General features: G+C 36.9%; 17 protein-coding genes and 3 tRNA genes. 9 read left to right on the top strand and 11 right to left on the bottom strand.

The features are described 5' to 3' along the window. Window positions 1-32: 32 nt before the first annotated feature. The 3 genes from DF281_RS06455 to DF281_RS06445 form a co-directional block, all read right to left on the bottom strand. Window positions 33-1937, bottom strand: coding sequence for a vWA domain-containing protein (locus DF281_RS06455; protein WP_109349437.1), 1905 nt, complete (start codon window positions 1935-1937; stop codon window positions 33-35). 9 nt (window positions 1938-1946) lie between these two features. After that, entirely contained in the window at window positions 1947-2810 is an 864-nt protein-coding gene (locus DF281_RS06450) for an ATP-binding protein (RefSeq protein ID WP_109349436.1), read from the bottom strand. A gap of 75 nt (window positions 2811-2885) precedes the next feature. Then, window positions 2886-3083 carry a DUF6501 family protein gene (locus DF281_RS06445; protein ID WP_109349435.1) on the bottom strand — a complete coding sequence of 66 codons (198 nt, stop codon included), beginning with the start codon at window positions 3081-3083 and terminating at the stop codon, window positions 2886-2888. 313 nt (window positions 3084-3396) lie between these two features. On the opposite strand from DF281_RS06445, the gene DF281_RS06440 reads away from it, so the two are divergent. The 3 genes from DF281_RS06440 to DF281_RS06430 all read left to right on the top strand — a co-directional run bounded on the left by DF281_RS06440 (window position 3397) and on the right by DF281_RS06430 (window position 5461). After that, on the top strand, window positions 3397-3666 hold the full coding sequence (locus DF281_RS06440) for a hypothetical protein (protein WP_109349434.1): 270 nt from the start codon (window positions 3397-3399) through the stop codon (window positions 3664-3666). Window positions 3667-4008: 342 nt separating this feature from the next. Then, window positions 4009-4494 carry a nucleoside 2-deoxyribosyltransferase gene (locus tag DF281_RS06435; protein WP_109349433.1) on the top strand — a complete coding sequence of 162 codons (486 nt, stop codon included), beginning with the start codon at window positions 4009-4011 and terminating at the stop codon, window positions 4492-4494. 58 nt (window positions 4495-4552) lie between these two features. Beyond that, window positions 4553-5461, top strand: coding sequence for an EamA family transporter (locus DF281_RS06430; RefSeq protein WP_109349432.1), 909 nt, complete (start codon window positions 4553-4555; stop codon window positions 5459-5461). Between the two features lie 123 nt (window positions 5462-5584). On the opposite strand, the gene DF281_RS06425 is transcribed toward DF281_RS06430, so the two are convergent. Beyond that, entirely contained in the window at window positions 5585-5809 is a 225-nt protein-coding gene (locus DF281_RS06425) for a hypothetical protein (RefSeq protein ID WP_109349431.1), read from the bottom strand. A gap of 244 nt (window positions 5810-6053) precedes the next feature. On the opposite strand from DF281_RS06425, the gene DF281_RS06420 reads away from it, so the two are divergent. From DF281_RS06420 to DF281_RS06410, 3 genes are all read left to right on the top strand, one after another. Then, window positions 6054-6410 (top strand): hypothetical protein, encoded by a 357-nt coding sequence (locus tag DF281_RS06420; RefSeq protein WP_109349430.1) that lies wholly within the window; start codon window positions 6054-6056, stop codon window positions 6408-6410. 354 nt (window positions 6411-6764) lie between these two features. Beyond that, on the top strand, window positions 6765-7133 hold the full coding sequence (locus DF281_RS06415) for a hypothetical protein (protein ID WP_109349429.1): 369 nt from the start codon (window positions 6765-6767) through the stop codon (window positions 7131-7133). A gap of 78 nt (window positions 7134-7211) precedes the next feature. Beyond that, window positions 7212-7517, top strand: coding sequence for an excinuclease (locus tag DF281_RS06410; RefSeq protein ID WP_109349428.1), 306 nt, complete (start codon window positions 7212-7214; stop codon window positions 7515-7517). Window positions 7518-7570: 53 nt separating this feature from the next. Here the strand turns inward: DF281_RS06410 and DF281_RS06405 are convergent, their stop codons facing one another. After that, the gene (locus DF281_RS06405; RefSeq protein ID WP_109349427.1) at window positions 7571-8056 is read right to left on the bottom strand and encodes a hypothetical protein; all 486 of its coding nucleotides are present in this window, start codon (window positions 8054-8056) and stop codon (window positions 7571-7573) included. A gap of 70 nt (window positions 8057-8126) precedes the next feature. Further along, complete coding sequence (locus DF281_RS06400) at window positions 8127-9449, bottom strand: aldehyde dehydrogenase family protein (RefSeq protein ID WP_109349426.1); 1323 nt, start codon at window positions 9447-9449, stop codon at window positions 8127-8129. Window positions 9450-9631: 182 nt separating this feature from the next. On the opposite strand from DF281_RS06400, the gene DF281_RS06395 reads away from it, so the two are divergent. Together DF281_RS06395 and DF281_RS06390 are read left to right on the top strand one after the other, a co-directional pair. Then, complete coding sequence (locus DF281_RS06395; protein WP_109349425.1) at window positions 9632-10537, top strand: ComEC/Rec2 family competence protein; 906 nt, start codon at window positions 9632-9634, stop codon at window positions 10535-10537. Beyond that, window positions 10538-10762 (top strand): DUF3006 domain-containing protein, encoded by a 225-nt coding sequence (locus tag DF281_RS06390; protein WP_109349424.1) that lies wholly within the window; start codon window positions 10538-10540, stop codon window positions 10760-10762. A gap of 55 nt (window positions 10763-10817) precedes the next feature. On the opposite strand, the gene glpK is transcribed toward DF281_RS06390, so the two are convergent. The 5 genes from glpK to DF281_RS06365 form a co-directional block, all read right to left on the bottom strand. Further along, on the bottom strand, window positions 10818-12311 hold the full coding sequence (glpK, locus tag DF281_RS06385; protein WP_109349423.1) for a glycerol kinase GlpK: 1494 nt from the start codon (window positions 12309-12311) through the stop codon (window positions 10818-10820). A 235-nt stretch (window positions 12312-12546) separates the two neighbouring features. Continuing rightward, window positions 12547-12619 (bottom strand) — tRNA-Phe (locus DF281_RS06380). Window positions 12620-12625: 6 nt separating this feature from the next. After that, window positions 12626-12718 (bottom strand) — tRNA-Ser (locus DF281_RS06375). A gap of 4 nt (window positions 12719-12722) precedes the next feature. After that, window positions 12723-12797: transfer RNA gene (locus DF281_RS06370), tRNA-Gly, on the bottom strand. 124 nt (window positions 12798-12921) lie between these two features. After that, entirely contained in the window at window positions 12922-14529 is a 1608-nt protein-coding gene (locus DF281_RS06365; protein ID WP_109349422.1) for a M20/M25/M40 family metallo-hydrolase, read from the bottom strand. 263 nt (window positions 14530-14792) lie between these two features. On the opposite strand from DF281_RS06365, the gene DF281_RS06360 reads away from it, so the two are divergent. Next, window positions 14793-16214, top strand: a complete 1422-nt coding sequence (locus DF281_RS06360) for a DUF5011 domain-containing protein (protein ID WP_109349421.1) — start codon at window positions 14793-14795, stop codon at window positions 16212-16214. The last annotated feature ends 279 nt before the right edge of the window (window positions 16215-16493 follow it).

Raw genomic sequence — 16493 nt, 5'->3', positions numbered from 1 at the left:
AAGTTGAAATGTAGATGACCTTTTATATTGCGTTACATACCTTGTACGACATGCGATAATACTTTTCGTAAAGTGCGCAATGTAATGTCTGAAAACTGCTCAACTTGATCCGCAACAATCGATTGTTTGCCAAAAACCGTCGCAAATAGTTTGAGTTGTTCATCTGAAGGTTTTTCGGTATTTAAAAACAGATGCAGTACAGTGATCCCCTGCTTCTCCGCTTCGATTACTGCTTCTGCACTATCCAAAATACCATTTTGCGCGTATTCAAAGGCAGAAGGTTCACCATCCGAAAACATGAGTAGGAAGCGGTGTTTCTCTTCCCTTTTCTTCAAACGATCAGTCATCCAACGAATCGCAAAGCCATCTCGATTATCTTCATGTGCATCCATTGACGCAATCTCTTTGATCGCATCATGCTTGCCATCTTCAAAACTATGCAACCATTCAAAAGTATTCGGCTGCGCTTCTTTGGACGCTTCGTACGCATCTTCATAAAATACGACAAGTTCATGAATGATGTCTAATTCACGCAGTACGTCATGGAATAATAACACCGCTTGCTTCGTCTCATCCATTTTATCGATCATTGATGCCGATCCGTCGATTAATAGCCCAAATACAGCATCCAGCGGCTTAGAAGGTGCATCTTTTTTGTAAAATGGTTTCGGTCTCGTCTCCGTCATGAAATCTAACACTTGTTTTGCATTAAATCGACCATATGACAAATTCGTTCTTTTGGACGTTTTCTTCTGAACCATTCTCTTTCTTAACTCTGTCGCTAACGCTTTCACTTGAGGTTGTTGATCGACACGCCATTGTTCGAGTATACGAATTTGTTCTAAATCATCAGAAACGGCCGTTTTCTTCTCTTCATAGATGACATTTTCATGTTCCTTGCCAAAATTCTTGCCTGATTTCGTATACTTACGCTTTAATGCTTTTGTCGCCACGCTATCCGTTTTCTTCGGCTTCGCTTCGGCATTTTGATCGCCTCCAGCACCTTCTTCCGTCGGTTGCTGATCATCTCTACCTTCTACCGCTTCATTCGACAAGCTCTTCCCTTCATTGCCACGCTCCAATTCAAAGCGCATATGTGTACCTGAATCCTCTTCTGATTCACGATGCCATGAACGAAATGTCTCTTCAATAGTCTCTTTCGCCTCTCCGGAATTTCCTTCTTCTACACCGCAAACCCCTTTATGCTCATGGTCTACAATGAGTTCATTTGAAATTTGATCGAGTAAAGCATAGAAATTATGGAAAAGCTCTTTTTGAATGATTTCTTCAATTTGAGGAGCAAGCCTTAAAATGATTGTCGCGGTATCTCTTGTAGAACGACTATCAAATACATTTTGCCATAAGTATAATAACGGCTGAAATTCATCAAAAATACCACCTGAAGGTAACTTTTGCTGCCCTTCATGAATGGCGATGTAGAAATAATTCATAAGCGACTCTGCGAAAAGCCCTTTTTGCTGATTTACGCGAATTTGATGGTGGTAAGTTGTTAAATAGGCCTCTCTACGTACTGAAAATGCCTTTTTCGTACCCGGTCTACTTTTTTGGACGTATTCCATTAATCGAAACTCTTCGCCTAATAAAACGAGTTGTGAGAGTAATTTTGGAAATCTGAAATCTTCAAGATCTTCTAGAAATATTCGCCATTCAGATAAGGAAAAATGACGCCAAAATCCTTCCGACAATAGGTATATATCCGAAAGTCTGCCTAAATGAATTTTCTCTTCATCACGATGTCGCCAAAAGACGGACATTGAAGCGATCTGCTCCTGTGGATTCAACTCCATCAATTGTCTTTCCGTCAATTGTAGTTCACGGCTATTCGCCAATGCTCTCGTTAAATTTTCATAGGAAATCATCTGTCTCGCATCAATTTGTTCATTGTTAAACTGAATAAAGCGACTCATTGAAGCCATATTCTTCACCTACCCAATCCAAGTTTTTGCTAATTCAATGACTAAGTTTTTCTCGGTTTGGTCTTCTAATTTTTCGGCGATGGCATATTGAATCGCTCGTATTGTATCAATATGTTCTGCTAACTCAATTGCATCAAATAAACTTCGGATGGATGCCGCTTCATCGCTTAATAAGCCATTTTTCACTTGTTGGCGTAAATCATTTGAAAGTGACAGCATTTGATTTTTCAATTGTGATTGAATGGCTGGGAATCGCTCATCGATTAACAGTTCTAACTGCTCCCCTGAAATATATGGGATTGAAAATGAGATGAAACGGTTTTTCAAAGCTTCATTCATTGGTGTCGTCCCCACATAACCTTCATTGATCGCTGCAATCACGCCGAAATCAGGATGTGCGTGAATCACTTCATTTGTAAATGGATTCGTCAGCATTCTGCGATAATCTAAAACACTGTGCAAAATCGGTAAAGTTTCAGCTTTTGCCATATTAATTTCATCAATATATAGGAAATGTCCTTGTCGCATCGCTTGTACGACAGGTCCTTCGACAAATTCAATAAACGTCTGTCCGTCCTTTTGTACGACTGTTTTGAATCCTAGAAGACTTTCTGCATCAAGGTCGACCGAACAGTTAATACTATGTACCGGTTGTTGGAACTGATTGGCGATCGTTTCCGCAAGCTTCGTCTTCCCTGAACCAGATGGGCCTTTAAGTAACACAGGCTTTTGCAAAACGACACTCACTAACACATCCTCATATAAATGCGCATCAGGTGATTTATAGCCACCTTCTGGAATTAATGATTGATCCTCTTCTGCATAAGTTCTTTGTGATCTTTGAGAAATTTGTTCTTCGATGATTTTTAACATGACGAATCCTCCCTTTCAAATAAAAAAACTCCCCAATCTCACCTGCGTGAGCTGGAGAGTAATTACTCTAGCAAATTATGCGAAATACTCTTTGTAAAAGCCACCTACGTGACCAGTGTTATCGACTACGAAAATGAACTCTTCAGTTTCATTTTTCACTTCATACGTTTTACCAACAGTAAGAACATTTGATACTAAATATTTTTTTGCATCTGTTTGCGTACAAGTAACCGTTTTGATTGTCGGCGCTTCTTTCCAATTTAAATGAATCATATTTAACAACCTCTCTACATACATTTACTACTTATTCTACCTTTCATTTTAACGTATTTCCATTGAAATGTGTGGATTTTTTTCCTACTTTCTATAAATATGCTATGCTTTAATTATTAAGTTGAACGGAGGATTCATATGCTATTGTTCGGAAGTACGCCTACATGGTTTTTCATTATTGCTTTTGCAGTCATTATTTTATTCGTTATTTTTTCAGAATTTTTAACGCGTAAATAATTCCAATGTTTACACAATTTTAATATGTGGAAAAGATACCTATCACTTTACTAGTTGAAAGGGTTGAATCTCCACATTGAAAATCACATATGCTGGCAAACAGTTTATTCAAAAAGCTACATCCAATGACGAAACGCTAAAGCTAAGGTTTTACGGCGTTCGTAGTCAGCGAGGCATGATCATCGGTGCGGATATCGATACACTCATCGAATCAGATCATGTAATCGAATTCGAAGGTTTTCAAATCGGAATCTCGCCAGAAGTTCTAGAAAATCTCCAACGTGCAACGATCCACGCGGAACTGCACCCTAAACAAGAAGGAATTATCCTACTAAATTGCAAATAACTTACGAGGTAAATTACACGGCTCTCATTTTATTGAGAAAACGGTAGTTTACCTCTTTTTTTGAGTTCTATTTTATATATTTAATTTTCAGAAATAACGAATGCTTTCCGCCGACAAGTGCCATCAATTTATTAATACCTAAAAAGCTAAATAAAACATAATAAGTTTCACATTGTTCGCTGGACCTGATCCTCTATTAGTTAAACAAATGTATAATGCGACATTTGATTCTGTAAATTAGTAATTTACCTCTTTTTTTAATTTAATATTCTATCTTTTAAGATTCCTGTTGTTTTTCTATGACAAAATACATACAATTGAACAGAATGGAGGTCATAATTTATGATTAAAGGTTATTTAGCGAATGGCTTATTCGGTCTCGGCGATCGATTAGTTAATGAGCTAGTGGCAAAAGCAGTGAGGCAAACGATTCCTGGCGTAGTTCTTTATGTTCCACAGGAAAACGGTGCGATCAATGATAAAACTGCCTTTGCAAACAGTGAGCAAATTGCTGCTGCAGATTTAGATGCACTCAAAAATAGTGATTTTTTAATTGCTGTCATTGATGGCGTTGAAATTGATAGTGGCGTTGCTGCAGAAATCGGCGCATATTCAATGTTGAATCGCCCAATTTTCGCATTATTTACAGATTCACGCCAACAAGGTCGTGATCACGAGAAAAAAATCAACGCATTAATTCAAGACGCAGTTGAAAATCAATTCGTCTACCGTAATCTTTTTGTCGTTGGACTTATTAAACAAAACGGTGTTGTAACATCATCAATCGAACAACTTACTGAAGCATTAACAACCCACTTCTCTCCTTAGTTCTTTCTGAATACTTCAGAAAAAAACTAATTGTATAACAGAAGGAGATTTTATTTTTATGTGGTTTTTATATGCGATGTTAACGTGGGTATGTTGGGGTGCGGCGAACTTATTCTATAAGAAAAGTTCAAATCCGACTGACAAAAATAGTCACGCGAAAATTACAATTATGGTCGGGGTTGTTATGGGACTCCATGCAACTGTATATATGTTCATTAAAGGTCTAGACTTCCATTTCGAGGACATGATTACTTATTTACCTGTATCAGCGTTGTATATTTCATCAATGATTTTCGGTTATGTAGGTTTACGTTATTTAGAACTTTCGATTGTAGCGCCTTTACAAAATTCATCAGGTGCCATCACAGTAGTTCTTTTATATATTTTCTATCCAAGTGATAACAACTGGTTGCACTATACTAGTGTTGCAATCATCTGTATCGGTATTATTTTAATCGCTGTATATGAAAAGCAGCAGGACGATTTATTACGTAGACAATCTGGAATTACGGTTGAACGAAAATACCAATTCGGTTTCTTCGCACTATTATTCCCATTATTGTACGCGGTTTTAGATGGTTTAGGTACATTCGCAGATGGTGTCGTTTTAGATAAAACGAAAATTCTATCTGAAGATGCGGCATTAATCGCTTATGAGTATACATTTTTCACTGTAGCCGTTATTTACTGGTTATATTTATTAATTTTCAAAGAAGTGAAAGTGAATATTTTCAAACAAAAGGATCAAACGATTGCTGCAGTTTTAGAAACAGCTGGTCAGTTCTTCTATGTTTATGCCATTGCTGCATACGCTGTAGGTGCTGCTCCACTAATCGCTTCATTCTGCGTATTCTCAATCATTTTATCTCGTATTTTCTTAAAAGAAAAATTAAGTACAAAACAATATGTTGTCGTCGGAATTATTATGATCGGTATTATTTTACTCGGTCTTGCTGACGAATTGTAATAACAAATCCCAAAGCGGTCGGCTGATTGCTTTGGGATTTTTTCCACTAAAAAAGCACGAGTCAATAGTTGAACTCCTCTCCCCCCAAGAAAAGATGTTCTTCTACTTCACCCGCGCTACTTATTAAGCTCGCAATTTGAGCATATGAGCAAATTGTGATTCTGTATATGCTTTAATATCATATTGTTGTACTTCAAGGTTTTGCGAAACTTTTGCAATCGCAATTTCAGCATTTCTCGAAAGCGATACAAATTGATTTCGCTTGCCAGAACCCTTTCGAATTGTGACAACGATAAATTTCTTTAAGCCAAAATAACGGTGAAAACGACGTGAAATAAGTGATTTCATAGATACTCCTCCCAAATACGAACAAATGTTCACACTCTGTTTCTCTATTATCGCATAAGATTTCAACATTGCCAACATGACTTCCTACCCCAATTTTGTGATGATATATATTTTTGCCCAATTTAAGACTTTTCCAAACCTAAATTTTTCAAATTGATGAAATATTTATAACTTTTTACATTCACATCATTTATTAATGAAGAATATTCTTTTCTATCGTATAATACTTACAGGAGTTGATCGTATGCATAATTTTAAAAACAGAATTATCATTATTATAATTACAGGCATTTTAGCCACTATTGCCACAAAGATTTATTATTGGAATTCATTAGAGATGAGTCGTGTTTGGTTTATCTTCAGTTTATTCATTTTAATTCTTTCAACATACGGCCTAGTCGTTTCATATATTATTGATAAACTAGCGAGTTATTTTGATCTGCAAATTATCAAAATTCTAATCCGTATTTTATTATTCCTCGTTGCAGGGATTCTGCCATTCATTGGTTCTAGCTATATTATTTTAACAATTATTACGGCTATTATTTATGTATTAGTAGATGCGCTTTATCCGCAGCCAAAAAAAGAAAGACACGCTTAATACTTTTAGAAAAAGATCTTATATTGCCCAATACGACGGGTTTTATAAGATCTTTTTTGATTCGATTATTTAAAATATTTGTCATTTCCAATGAGAAGCTTCTCGCGACAAAAAAAATCCTCCACCATTAGAAATGAGTAGAGGGAAAATTGTATAAGGTAATTAGATGAATTTCGTTTAAAGCAAGAGGAGTTGGCTTTAAACGAAATGGCATCTTACTACATTAGCCTGTTAATCTATATATACCACCTTCCGAAATTTTAAAACCTAAATTGTCTAAAAACAACGGAATCCTTAGTCAAGGTTATGTTTTCAGTAAATTGGGTATTTACTTTATAAAGGATGGTGACTTTTATGGAATTATTTCTAAATACGCAACATAAATTGGATTTTGAATATTTATTGAACTGCCACAGCAGATATGCAAATGAGATTCCATTGAATGAATGGTCCTCTACTTCTTATATTATTGCAGGCATGAATTTGAATGATGCTTTTCTATCGGTGCTGCAACCCGATCTAACGATTGATACGCGTAAACTACAACTATTTTCTTCACTTTTGAATTCTAAAGAACAGTTATTTTTATTATATGCATTACAACAAAGCTATCATTTCGCATTTCAAAACATTCAATTGGATGCTGTACTAAAAAATAGTACAACAGACGAATTGCATTTATTGATCAATGCATGTGATACAAATTATTTTCAAAAATCTTAACTATTCAGGAATCCTCGTGATTTGAATAGTTTTTTTTTGTATAATGAAGGATGACAATAAATTTTGAGGAGTTTTCAAATGAATAAACGATTTAAAATTACGAAATTGGATGAGCAACAAAATCCAACGCTTACATTAGAGCAATGTAAAGAATACTTTGGTACAATGCCTGACTTTACATATGAGGATGCTTTCATCTCGAAAAATAAAGAAGGTGTCACAATGACGATTAAAGGTGATTTTTTCATGTGGCAAATTCAAGATGTATCATTCCCATTTCGATTTTTCGATGGTGAGATTTATGTCGCTGTATCCCATCCGATTATTATGGAAAAAGTTCAAGAGATCGCGGGCGATTTACAAGCTGAATTTATTGAAGGTTAATGACAAAAAGCAGGATTGTGTTCTAAGACACAACCCTGTTTTTATTTTTCCAATCAATCTGTAGAAAAGATTGGTTTTTTCTCAATTGGTGATTTATTTCTTTCGTTGTGATCAAGCAGCGGCTCTTTACTCGCCTTAATCTTGTCGATTTCCTTTTTCAGCATGCGGTATTCATGCCCTGTTATTTCATAAAAAAGAATGGCATCGTCAAAATAAGGTCTGCATATGAACCGGTCATTTTTCTCATCATCCCATAAATAGTAATTCGAAATCACCATATTCTGTCGTTCATTTCTAAATTGCATATATTGAGTTGATAAATGATTCACCTGATCTTTTTCCAAGAAAATATTTCTCATACTTCCTAACAGCTTTTCACTATTTTCGAAGATGGAATCACTTTTAATTGTTTTTGTAATAACAATATTTCCATTTTGATCAATTTTACCATATTGAATGGAATGCATCGTCCCCTTATTACAAGCGGTCAGCATAAAGACTATGATCAGAAAAAGAAGGAAAACAATGCCACGCCTCATAATAACCACCTCAACCATTTTTATACTACTATACCCAAAAAGTAGCATTTCATAACGAGGAGGTTACGCTCTAAAGAATATTATAGACACTTCGAGCATGTGATAATGCTTTGAATCCATGAATGCCGTGGAAGCTGCCAATACCAGAGTTATTCACGCCACCAAATGGTAGTCCAGGATGAACATTATGCATAATGATGCCGTTAATTGTCACACCACCTGAAGATGTTTCATTCAAAATCTTGTTTTGGAATTGCTCATCCTTACTGAAAATATAAAGCGCTAACGGTTTAGGACGCGCTTGAATGTACTGGATTGCCTCCTCAACGTCTTTATACGTATGGATGAATGTAATCGGCCCGAACACTTCTTCTTCCGTAATGCGCATATCGTCCGTCATATTCCCTAAAACGGTCGGTTCAATTAGACGCAATTCATCGTTGAAAGTCCCACCACATAACACTTTCGCACCTTTTTGTATGGCATCATCAAACAGCCCTTTCAAGCGATTATAATGATTTTCATTGACGATTGTCGTACGCTCCGACTCACGGATTTTGCCATCTTCTCCGTAAAGCATATATTTTGTCACACCTTCATAATTGGCTGTGAAATTCGGCACATCATCTTCGTGAACAAATAAATAGTCTGGGCAAATACACAATTGGCCACCCATCAAAATTTTCCCGAATACGAGTTGCTGAGCGGCTTGTTGCATATCAGCACCCGGTGCAATGATGACAGGTGATTTGCCACCTAACTCTAGCGTAATGCTCGCTAAATGCTTCGCAGCACCCGCCATGACTAACTTCCCAACGCGTGGACTACCCGTGAAGAAGAAATGATTGAATGGATATTCTAACAGTTCATTCGCTACAGTCGCATCACCTAGTACAACTGCTACTTCCCGCTCGTCAAAAACAGTTTTCATAATTTTTTGAATAATTAAGCTATAATTCGGCGTCATTTCTGAAGGTTTAATCACGACACAGTTTCCCGCTGCAAACGCTTCCACTAAAGGGTGTACACAAGTCGATAATGGTGAATTCCAAGTCCCCATTACACATACAACGCCACGCGCCTCATACATAATCTGAACTTTCGACTGCTCATCACTCGGTAATACTTCTGGCTTCATCCACTCCGCCAAATTTTCCGAAGTATGTTTAATGACACCAATGACTGCATCGATCTGCCCCTGCTCCTCGGATGCCGGACGATCATAATCACTTATTGCCGCTTCAATAATTTCAGGGGTAAACTTCACTAACGCATCACTCAGTTGCTGTAATTTGTCAATTCTCTCTTGCGCACTCGTCTTTTTCAAAACCCATTGATGCTTGACCTGCTTTTCAAAGATTGATTTAATTTCTGAAGTAATTGTCTGTTCCACCTAAAATTCCTCCTCTGTGATCAATTGAGACTATCATAATCGAAACCTATTCAAGAAATCAATCACAAACTTAGAAAAAAATGTATTTATTTAGAAAATATCACCTCTAATCCCTTAGTAATAGGCTTTTCCTCTGTTGTTCACTTTATTTGTTTATGCTAAAGTATTGAAGGAGGTTTTTTATGAAACAGAAATTTATTTACGCAATTGCAATACTTTTCCTTGCCGTTGTAGCGATTGTCTTTTTACAAGACGAAGAACCTACGTCACAGCAGGAAGCAAAACAAGACACTTCAGTCAATAGTCAATCATTGAAAAAGTCTGAAGAAGTGAAAATACATATTATTGATATTGGTCAAGGTGACGCCATTCTCGTTCAATCAAAAGAGGATGCCTACTTAATTGATGGCGGGAATAAAGGCAAAGGTGACGACGTGTTAGACTATCTTCATGAGCAAAACGTCGACCATTTAACAGCTGTCATCTCAACGCACCCAGATGCCGACCATATCGGTGGTTTAGCGGAAGTTATACGGGGAATTGAAGTACAATCTGTATATGCCCCAAAAGTTTCGCATACGACGGAAGCTTTCAAACAATTCCTCCTAGCAGTAAAGGAAAAATCCTTGAAAATCAAATCTGTCACTAGTGGGGGCTCCATCTCGACGAACACATCTAATCTAACATTGGATTTTTTAGGGCCAACAAAGGATTATAGTAAATCTGATTTGAATGATTGGAGTGCGGTTCTACAAGTGACTCATGGCGACAAAAAATTCCTTCTTACAGGAGATGCTGAAACACCAGCCGAAAGAGATATGCTGACAGCAGGTTTACTTGGCCCAGTCGATGTCTTAAAAGTGAGTCATCACGGTGCAGCAGAAGCAACGAATAAAGCTTTCCTCGATGTTGTAAAACCTCACCTCGCAGCAATTAGTGTTGGTGAAGGCAATCGCTATAAGCATCCGACAAAAGACACTTTGAATCGATTAAAAGATGCGAATGCAAAAATATATCGTACAGATCAGCACGGCAGTATTATTTTCGTTTCCAATGGGAAAAATATAATCGTAAAGGTGGAGCGATAGATGGTAAAAGGAATTATTGATCGTTTTGAAGGTGATTTCGTCATTATTGAAATGAGCGACAGTGGCTTGACGAAGGATTTTCCAATTGCCAATCTGCAAAGTGATTTACAAGTCGGCGATGTTGTCGAAATTGATGAAGCGCTTTTTATTAAAAAAGACGAGCTTTCTACGATACAAAAAAAGGCTGAAATTGAGCAATTAATGGATGACCTTTTTGAAGATTAATAGAACAAAAAAGAGAGTAGTTTTCGCATTTTTCTGCGATGTCTACTCTCTTTTCTTATTTGAAAATTTGGGCTGCCATGACAGCTTTTTTCCAACCTTCATAATTTGATTTTCTCGTCACTTCAGCCATTTCTGGTTCAAATTGATGATCGAGCTTCCAATAGGCTGCGATTTCTTCTTTTGATTGCCAAAAACCGACCGCTAATCCTGCTAAATACGCCGCACCAAGGGCTGTCGTCTCATTGATGACCGGGCGATCCACTGGGACATTTAATAAATCAGACTGGAACTGCATTAAGAAATTATTCGCAACAGCACCGCCGTCGACACGTAAGGTTTTGAATGGAATCCCGGAATCCGCTTCCATCGCACCTAATACATCATTCGTTTGGTAGCATAGCGATTCCAGTGTCGCACGAATGAAATGTTCCTTCGTCGTACCGCGCGTCAATCCGAATACTGCCCCTCGCACTTCGGAATCCCAATAAGGCGTCCCTAAACCAACGAATGCTGGCACTACATAAACTCCCTCAGTCGAATCCACTCGACTTGCGTACAGTTCAGAATCCGCCGAGTCTTTAATCATACGCATACCATCTCGCAACCATTGAATTGCCGAACCTGCGACGAAGATCGAACCTTCTAATGCATACGTAACTTTGCCGTCAATTCCCCATGCTAACGTCGTCAATAAGCCGTTTTTCGACTTGACCGCTTTACTGCCCGTGTTCATTAACATGAAGCAACCTGTGCCATATGTGTTTTTGACCATACCTTCTTCAAAACAAGTTTGACCGAATAATGCGGCCTGCTGATCCCCTGCTGCACCTGCGATTGGCACTTCTCCACCGAAGAAACAAGTCGGATCTGTATGGCCATAAAGTTCCGATGAGCCTTTTACTTCTGGCAGCATCGATTTTGGTACGTTTAGGATGTCCAGAAGTTCGGCATCCCATTGTAAATCATAAATATTGTACATGAGCGTGCGTGACGCATTGGAATAGTCCGTCACATGTACTTTGCCGTTTGTAAGTTTCCAAATAAGCCAAGTATCAATCGTGCCGAATAATAGGTCACCGTTGTCCGCTTTCTCACGCGCACCAGCAACATTGTCTAAGATCCACTTCACTTTCGTTCCTGAGAAATAAGCATCGATCAGTAGTCCGGTTTTATCTCTGAAAAGGTCATTATAGCCATTCGTTTTCAACTCTTCACAAATGTCGGCTGTTTGTCTTGATTGCCAAACGATCGCATTGTAAATCGGCTTACCTGTATTCTTATCCCAGATCACTGTCGTTTCACGCTGATTTGTAATGCCGATTCCCGCAATTTGCGACGCATCAATATGTTTATCCGCTAATACTGTTGCGATACATGATAAAATGGAAGACCAAATTTGCTCAGCATCATGTTCCACCCACCCTGTTTCAGGAAAATATTGTGGGAATTCTTGTTGATATGAATAATGGATTTCTCCAGCTTGATTAAAAAGTATCGCTCTTGAACTTGTTGTTCCTTGATCCAAAGCAAGGATGAATTTTTCTGTCATACGCAACCTCCTACTGACTAAATGAATTGCTAAAGTTTATATGTCATGAATCTATTATAAATTGTTTTTGCTTATAGGAATAGCTTTTATATTTTCTGTCATCTTTATTTAATACAGATAGGAAAACAATCTGTTTGGTAATCACTACCCCAAAACGTACTATTATAATAGGAAGAAACTCCAAAAAAAAGTATAAAAAAACCGGTAGATATTTAGAATATCTACCGATTTAGTATGGGTCGGGACGGAATCGAACCGCCGACACTTAGAGCTTCAATCTAATGCTCTACCAACTGAGCTACCGACCCTAAAAATGGAGGAGATAGAGGGATTCGAACCCCCGCGCGATTTGACTCGCCTGTTGGTTTTCAAGACCAATCCCTTCAGCCGGACTTGGGTATATCTCCATTTTGGAGCGGAAGACGAGGTTCGAACTCGCGACCCCCACCTTGGCAAGGTGATGTTCTACCACTGAACTACTTCCGCATCAGTTATCTTAACGATAAGTATTATACTATCATAATTAAATGAAGTTGACAACCCTTTTTAAGAAAAAAATTAAAACACTTTCCAAATCGATGAAATGAAAAGTGTTTTAATGACTCATTTATTAAACTGGCGCATTTTCTTTCTTCATGATTTTCTGGATTAATCCTTCGATCAAGGTTGGCATTTCTTCAAATGCACTCTTCACATGAAGACGTTCAGAAATCTGATGTGCATCCTTGCCGAATGGCCCGACATTCAATACAGGCGCATCGAATTTCGCGATTTCTTCGAAAGGAATACTGTACGTACTACCCCATACAGGTGTATTCTCCTCATAACTTTTCCAACCATCATCAAGGACGAATTGGCAGTAGCTCAAGTCACAAATACCATTGAAGAAGTGAATTTGCTCCAACGGAATATCGTATGGAGTCGCCGCTTCTAATAGATGTGCAATCGCCTCTTTAATGAATGGATGTTCTGACGAGTTAGCTGGTGGATAATAAGGTGGCGCAAACATAATAACCGTTGCTGGCGCAAGCTCCTTACAATGAATCATCAACTGCTCTGCTACTTTAATCGATTTCGCACGATCATCAAATGCATCATTTTCAAAAATCGCATTTTCAATTTTCGCGAGCTTTTCAGCACCTAATTTCTTCAATGCATATTGTTTCAAATCATTGTAGCGAATTGTTTTAATCTCGCCAACTGGATTAACATTTTTTTGCGCACAAATTTCCTTGTATCGCGTATTGCATTTTTCCATTGCTTCCTGTGTGATTTGTTCGAATATATCGAATATTTCACTCGCACTGCGTTTCAATAAGAAAACATTGTATAAAGCAGCTGATCGATATGGCGTTTGCGTCGAATATTGATCTTTTAAATCACGTAATTGAAGCGATACAGGTAATGGCGTAGTCTCACCATACACCGTTTCTTCAAAACGATCATTAAACTCCATCTCAGCAGTTAAGTAAGCACTCATAAATGGCGCTGTAATCCCTTTTAGCGGTTCACCTACATGTGTTTCCTTACCGTAGAATAAAGCTGCTGGCATAATTTTGCCGATTGTACCTGAGTAAATATATTCTTTAATATCATCAGGACCTTGTGAAAACGACGGTTCACTATTTAAAAATAATTGTAAGGCTAGACCTTTTTCGTCACGCATTTCCGAAATATGCTCCACCGCTTTTCGCATACCTGCAGAGTTCACTTCTTCATCTGGGACTGTAATTAGAAGTAGGTTGATTGGCCACTGCTCAGCAATCGCCTTCTCGATTAATTGCATATGTAGACATAAACCCATCTTCATATCCATTACACCACGACCAAATAAATAATCGCCCTTCGCTAAATCAATCTGAGCTGCTTCATTTAGAAAATCAGGTTGTTCAATCAAGCGCTTCGTCAACTCTTCAGGGTGAGTTGCCAAATGTTGAAGTTCGCCGTACTCTTCCGTTTGCACCGTATCAAAGTGGCTGATCAGTACAACTGTATCCTTCACTTGCTTCGAATCATAAAATGCAGAAACGACTTGTCGGCCATAATCTACATCGACTAAATTTAGTTGTTCAGGGAATTTTTGAAAATAAGGAAGCTCCATCATTTTCTTTTGAAGATTGCGCGAGAATTCCTTCTCACCTTCAGTAAATGTTTCACTACCCCAGCTCACTACTTCACATAAAAGTTCGCGTAATCTCTCAGGTGTTTGCCAATTCATGTAACCATACCTCCAATAAACTGTTATGTCACAATTTTACACGTAAATGCACAAATATTCTACATTAATTATTGATATTTCTAGTAGGAATTTATTGTAATTACTATACTTTCAATTTTTACTTGTTTTTAAGAAGTAGAAAATATTCAAATGATCCTCATTAAGAAATAAATCATATTTTAAATTACGTTTTGAAATGACATTCGCACTAAAAATGACTTAAATTTTATATAAAAACATTTTTACTATATATTTCCTAATAATTGGCTATAATTGAAATAAAAACTGGAGTGATTACTATTAAATTTAATAAATTCTTTATTTATTCAAGCACTTGTTTACTTGCATTATCACTTTCTTCTCAAGCAGCCGCTGCTAAAACTTCTGATCATCAAAAACCTGTTGTTTCCGGGGTTAATGATAAAACAATCTACATAGGTCAAGAATTTAATCCAATGTCAAAAGTAAAGGCTATTGATTCGAACGATGGGAATATTACTAATAGGATAACTATCACAGGCAAATACAATTTAAAAAAGCCTGGAAAATATAAATTGCTTTATACAGTTAGCGATAAAGCAAAAAATAAAAGTGTCTTAAAACGTGTATTAACTGTCAAAAAAGATACTATTAAACCTAAAATTTCTGGTACAAGTAATAAAAACATTTCAGTGGGAACTTCATTTAACCCATTAAAAGGGATTATAGTAACCGATAATATTGATAAAAACCTGATTAAGAACCTTGAAATTTCTGGAAAAGTAATTACTAAATCTCCTGGGAAATACAAACTATATTATTCAGTGAAGGATTCTTCCGGTAATAACTTAACGAAATTAAGAATTATTAATGTTAAAGACATTTCTAAACCTGTAATAAAAGGGGTAACAAACGAAACAATAGAAGTCGGAACAACTTTCGATGATTTAGCAAATATTTCTGCTATTGATGACATTGATGGTGATCTTATAAAGCAATTAAAAGTTACGGGAGTTGTTAATACCACAAAACCCGGAAGATATACTTTGGTATATTCTGTTGCTGATAAATCAGGAAATGTGACTTCAATAAATCGTACAATTCGAGTTGTAGATAAAACTCCCCCTGCTTTAAAAGGAACTGATGATGTGAAAATTGAATATGGATCAAAATTCGATCCTTTTTCAAATGTAACAGCACTGGATAACATTGATGGTGATATTACAGATTCTATAGAGATTAAAGGTTCAATTGATACTTCTAAAGAAGGTACTCAGACACTTACTTATACTGTTTCTGATAGTAGTGGAAACTCCACAACACAAAAAAGAACGATTCTAGTCAATGAAGCACCTCTTAATTTTCTTAATACTAATGAAGATTATGTGTCACCAGATAATCAATTAACTGTCAATATGTCTAGTATCATTCGAAATGATGAAGGAGGATATTACTCTTATACAATTGATTATTCAATTACAAACTTCACAAAAGATGCAATTGATGAAGCATCTTTTAAGATTTTCTTTGACGATGGAACTTCTACACCACAATTTGGGTTCTTCAACAAGTTGTATCCAGGAGATTCGACAAAACGAACTTATTCTTTTAAAGTCTTAAAATCACAAAATGTTAAATGTATTGAATATGGTTCTGACATTTTCTTTAACCAAAAGCCAAAAGCCTATTCACTAAAATGGAAATAATTAGATTAGTATTCGAAATGACAGAATAATTTATTTAGCTATTGCAAAGTAATATAGCAATTAGTATCAAAAGCCAACTACCTAGGTAATTATTGAAGGTAGTTGGCTTTTTTCATATTCTTACGTCTTTGATCATAGTCGCAAAGCTCTATGGCTCTTTGTCAAATAACGTTGGTGAGAGTTTTCAATTGAATAAAAATCGATTGGTTTGAGCGAGATCACTTTTCATTTATGAAGCGTGGCTCGCTCTTTTTAATGCGAAGTGTAAATAGATTCGGT

Source organism: Kurthia zopfii, from assembly GCF_003143955.1.
In the GTDB taxonomy this organism is placed as follows: Bacteria; Bacillota; Bacilli; order Bacillales_A; family Planococcaceae; genus Kurthia; species Kurthia zopfii.
Note: the sequence above shows the minus strand (reverse complement) of the source record. Positions and strands in the feature narration are given on the sequence as shown.

Coding starts and splice junctions, on each gene's coding strand:
- DF281_RS06455 (WP_109349437.1), bottom strand. CDS start 1,937: ATGGCTTCAATGAGTCGCTTTATTCAGTTTAACAATGAACAAATTGAT.
- DF281_RS06450 (WP_109349436.1), bottom strand. CDS start 2,810: ATGTTAAAAATCATCGAAGAACAAATTTCTCAAAGATCACAAAGAACT.
- DF281_RS06445 (WP_109349435.1), bottom strand. CDS start 3,083: ATGATTCATTTAAATTGGAAAGAAGCGCCGACAATCAAAACGGTTACT.
- DF281_RS06435 (WP_109349433.1), top strand. CDS start 4,009: ATGATTAAAGGTTATTTAGCGAATGGCTTATTCGGTCTCGGCGATCGA.
- DF281_RS06430 (WP_109349432.1), top strand. CDS start 4,553: ATGTGGTTTTTATATGCGATGTTAACGTGGGTATGTTGGGGTGCGGCG.
- DF281_RS06425 (WP_109349431.1), bottom strand. CDS start 5,809: ATGAAATCACTTATTTCACGTCGTTTTCACCGTTATTTTGGCTTAAAG.
- DF281_RS06420 (WP_109349430.1), top strand. CDS start 6,054: ATGCATAATTTTAAAAACAGAATTATCATTATTATAATTACAGGCATT.
- DF281_RS06415 (WP_109349429.1), top strand. CDS start 6,765: ATGGAATTATTTCTAAATACGCAACATAAATTGGATTTTGAATATTTA.
- DF281_RS06410 (WP_109349428.1), top strand. CDS start 7,212: ATGAATAAACGATTTAAAATTACGAAATTGGATGAGCAACAAAATCCA.
- DF281_RS06405 (WP_109349427.1), bottom strand. CDS start 8,056: ATGAGGCGTGGCATTGTTTTCCTTCTTTTTCTGATCATAGTCTTTATG.
- DF281_RS06395 (WP_109349425.1), top strand. CDS start 9,632: ATGAAACAGAAATTTATTTACGCAATTGCAATACTTTTCCTTGCCGTT.
- DF281_RS06390 (WP_109349424.1), top strand. CDS start 10,538: ATGGTAAAAGGAATTATTGATCGTTTTGAAGGTGATTTCGTCATTATT.
- glpK (WP_109349423.1), bottom strand. CDS start 12,311: ATGACAGAAAAATTCATCCTTGCTTTGGATCAAGGAACAACAAGTTCA.
- DF281_RS06365 (WP_109349422.1), bottom strand. CDS start 14,529: ATGAATTGGCAAACACCTGAGAGATTACGCGAACTTTTATGTGAAGTA.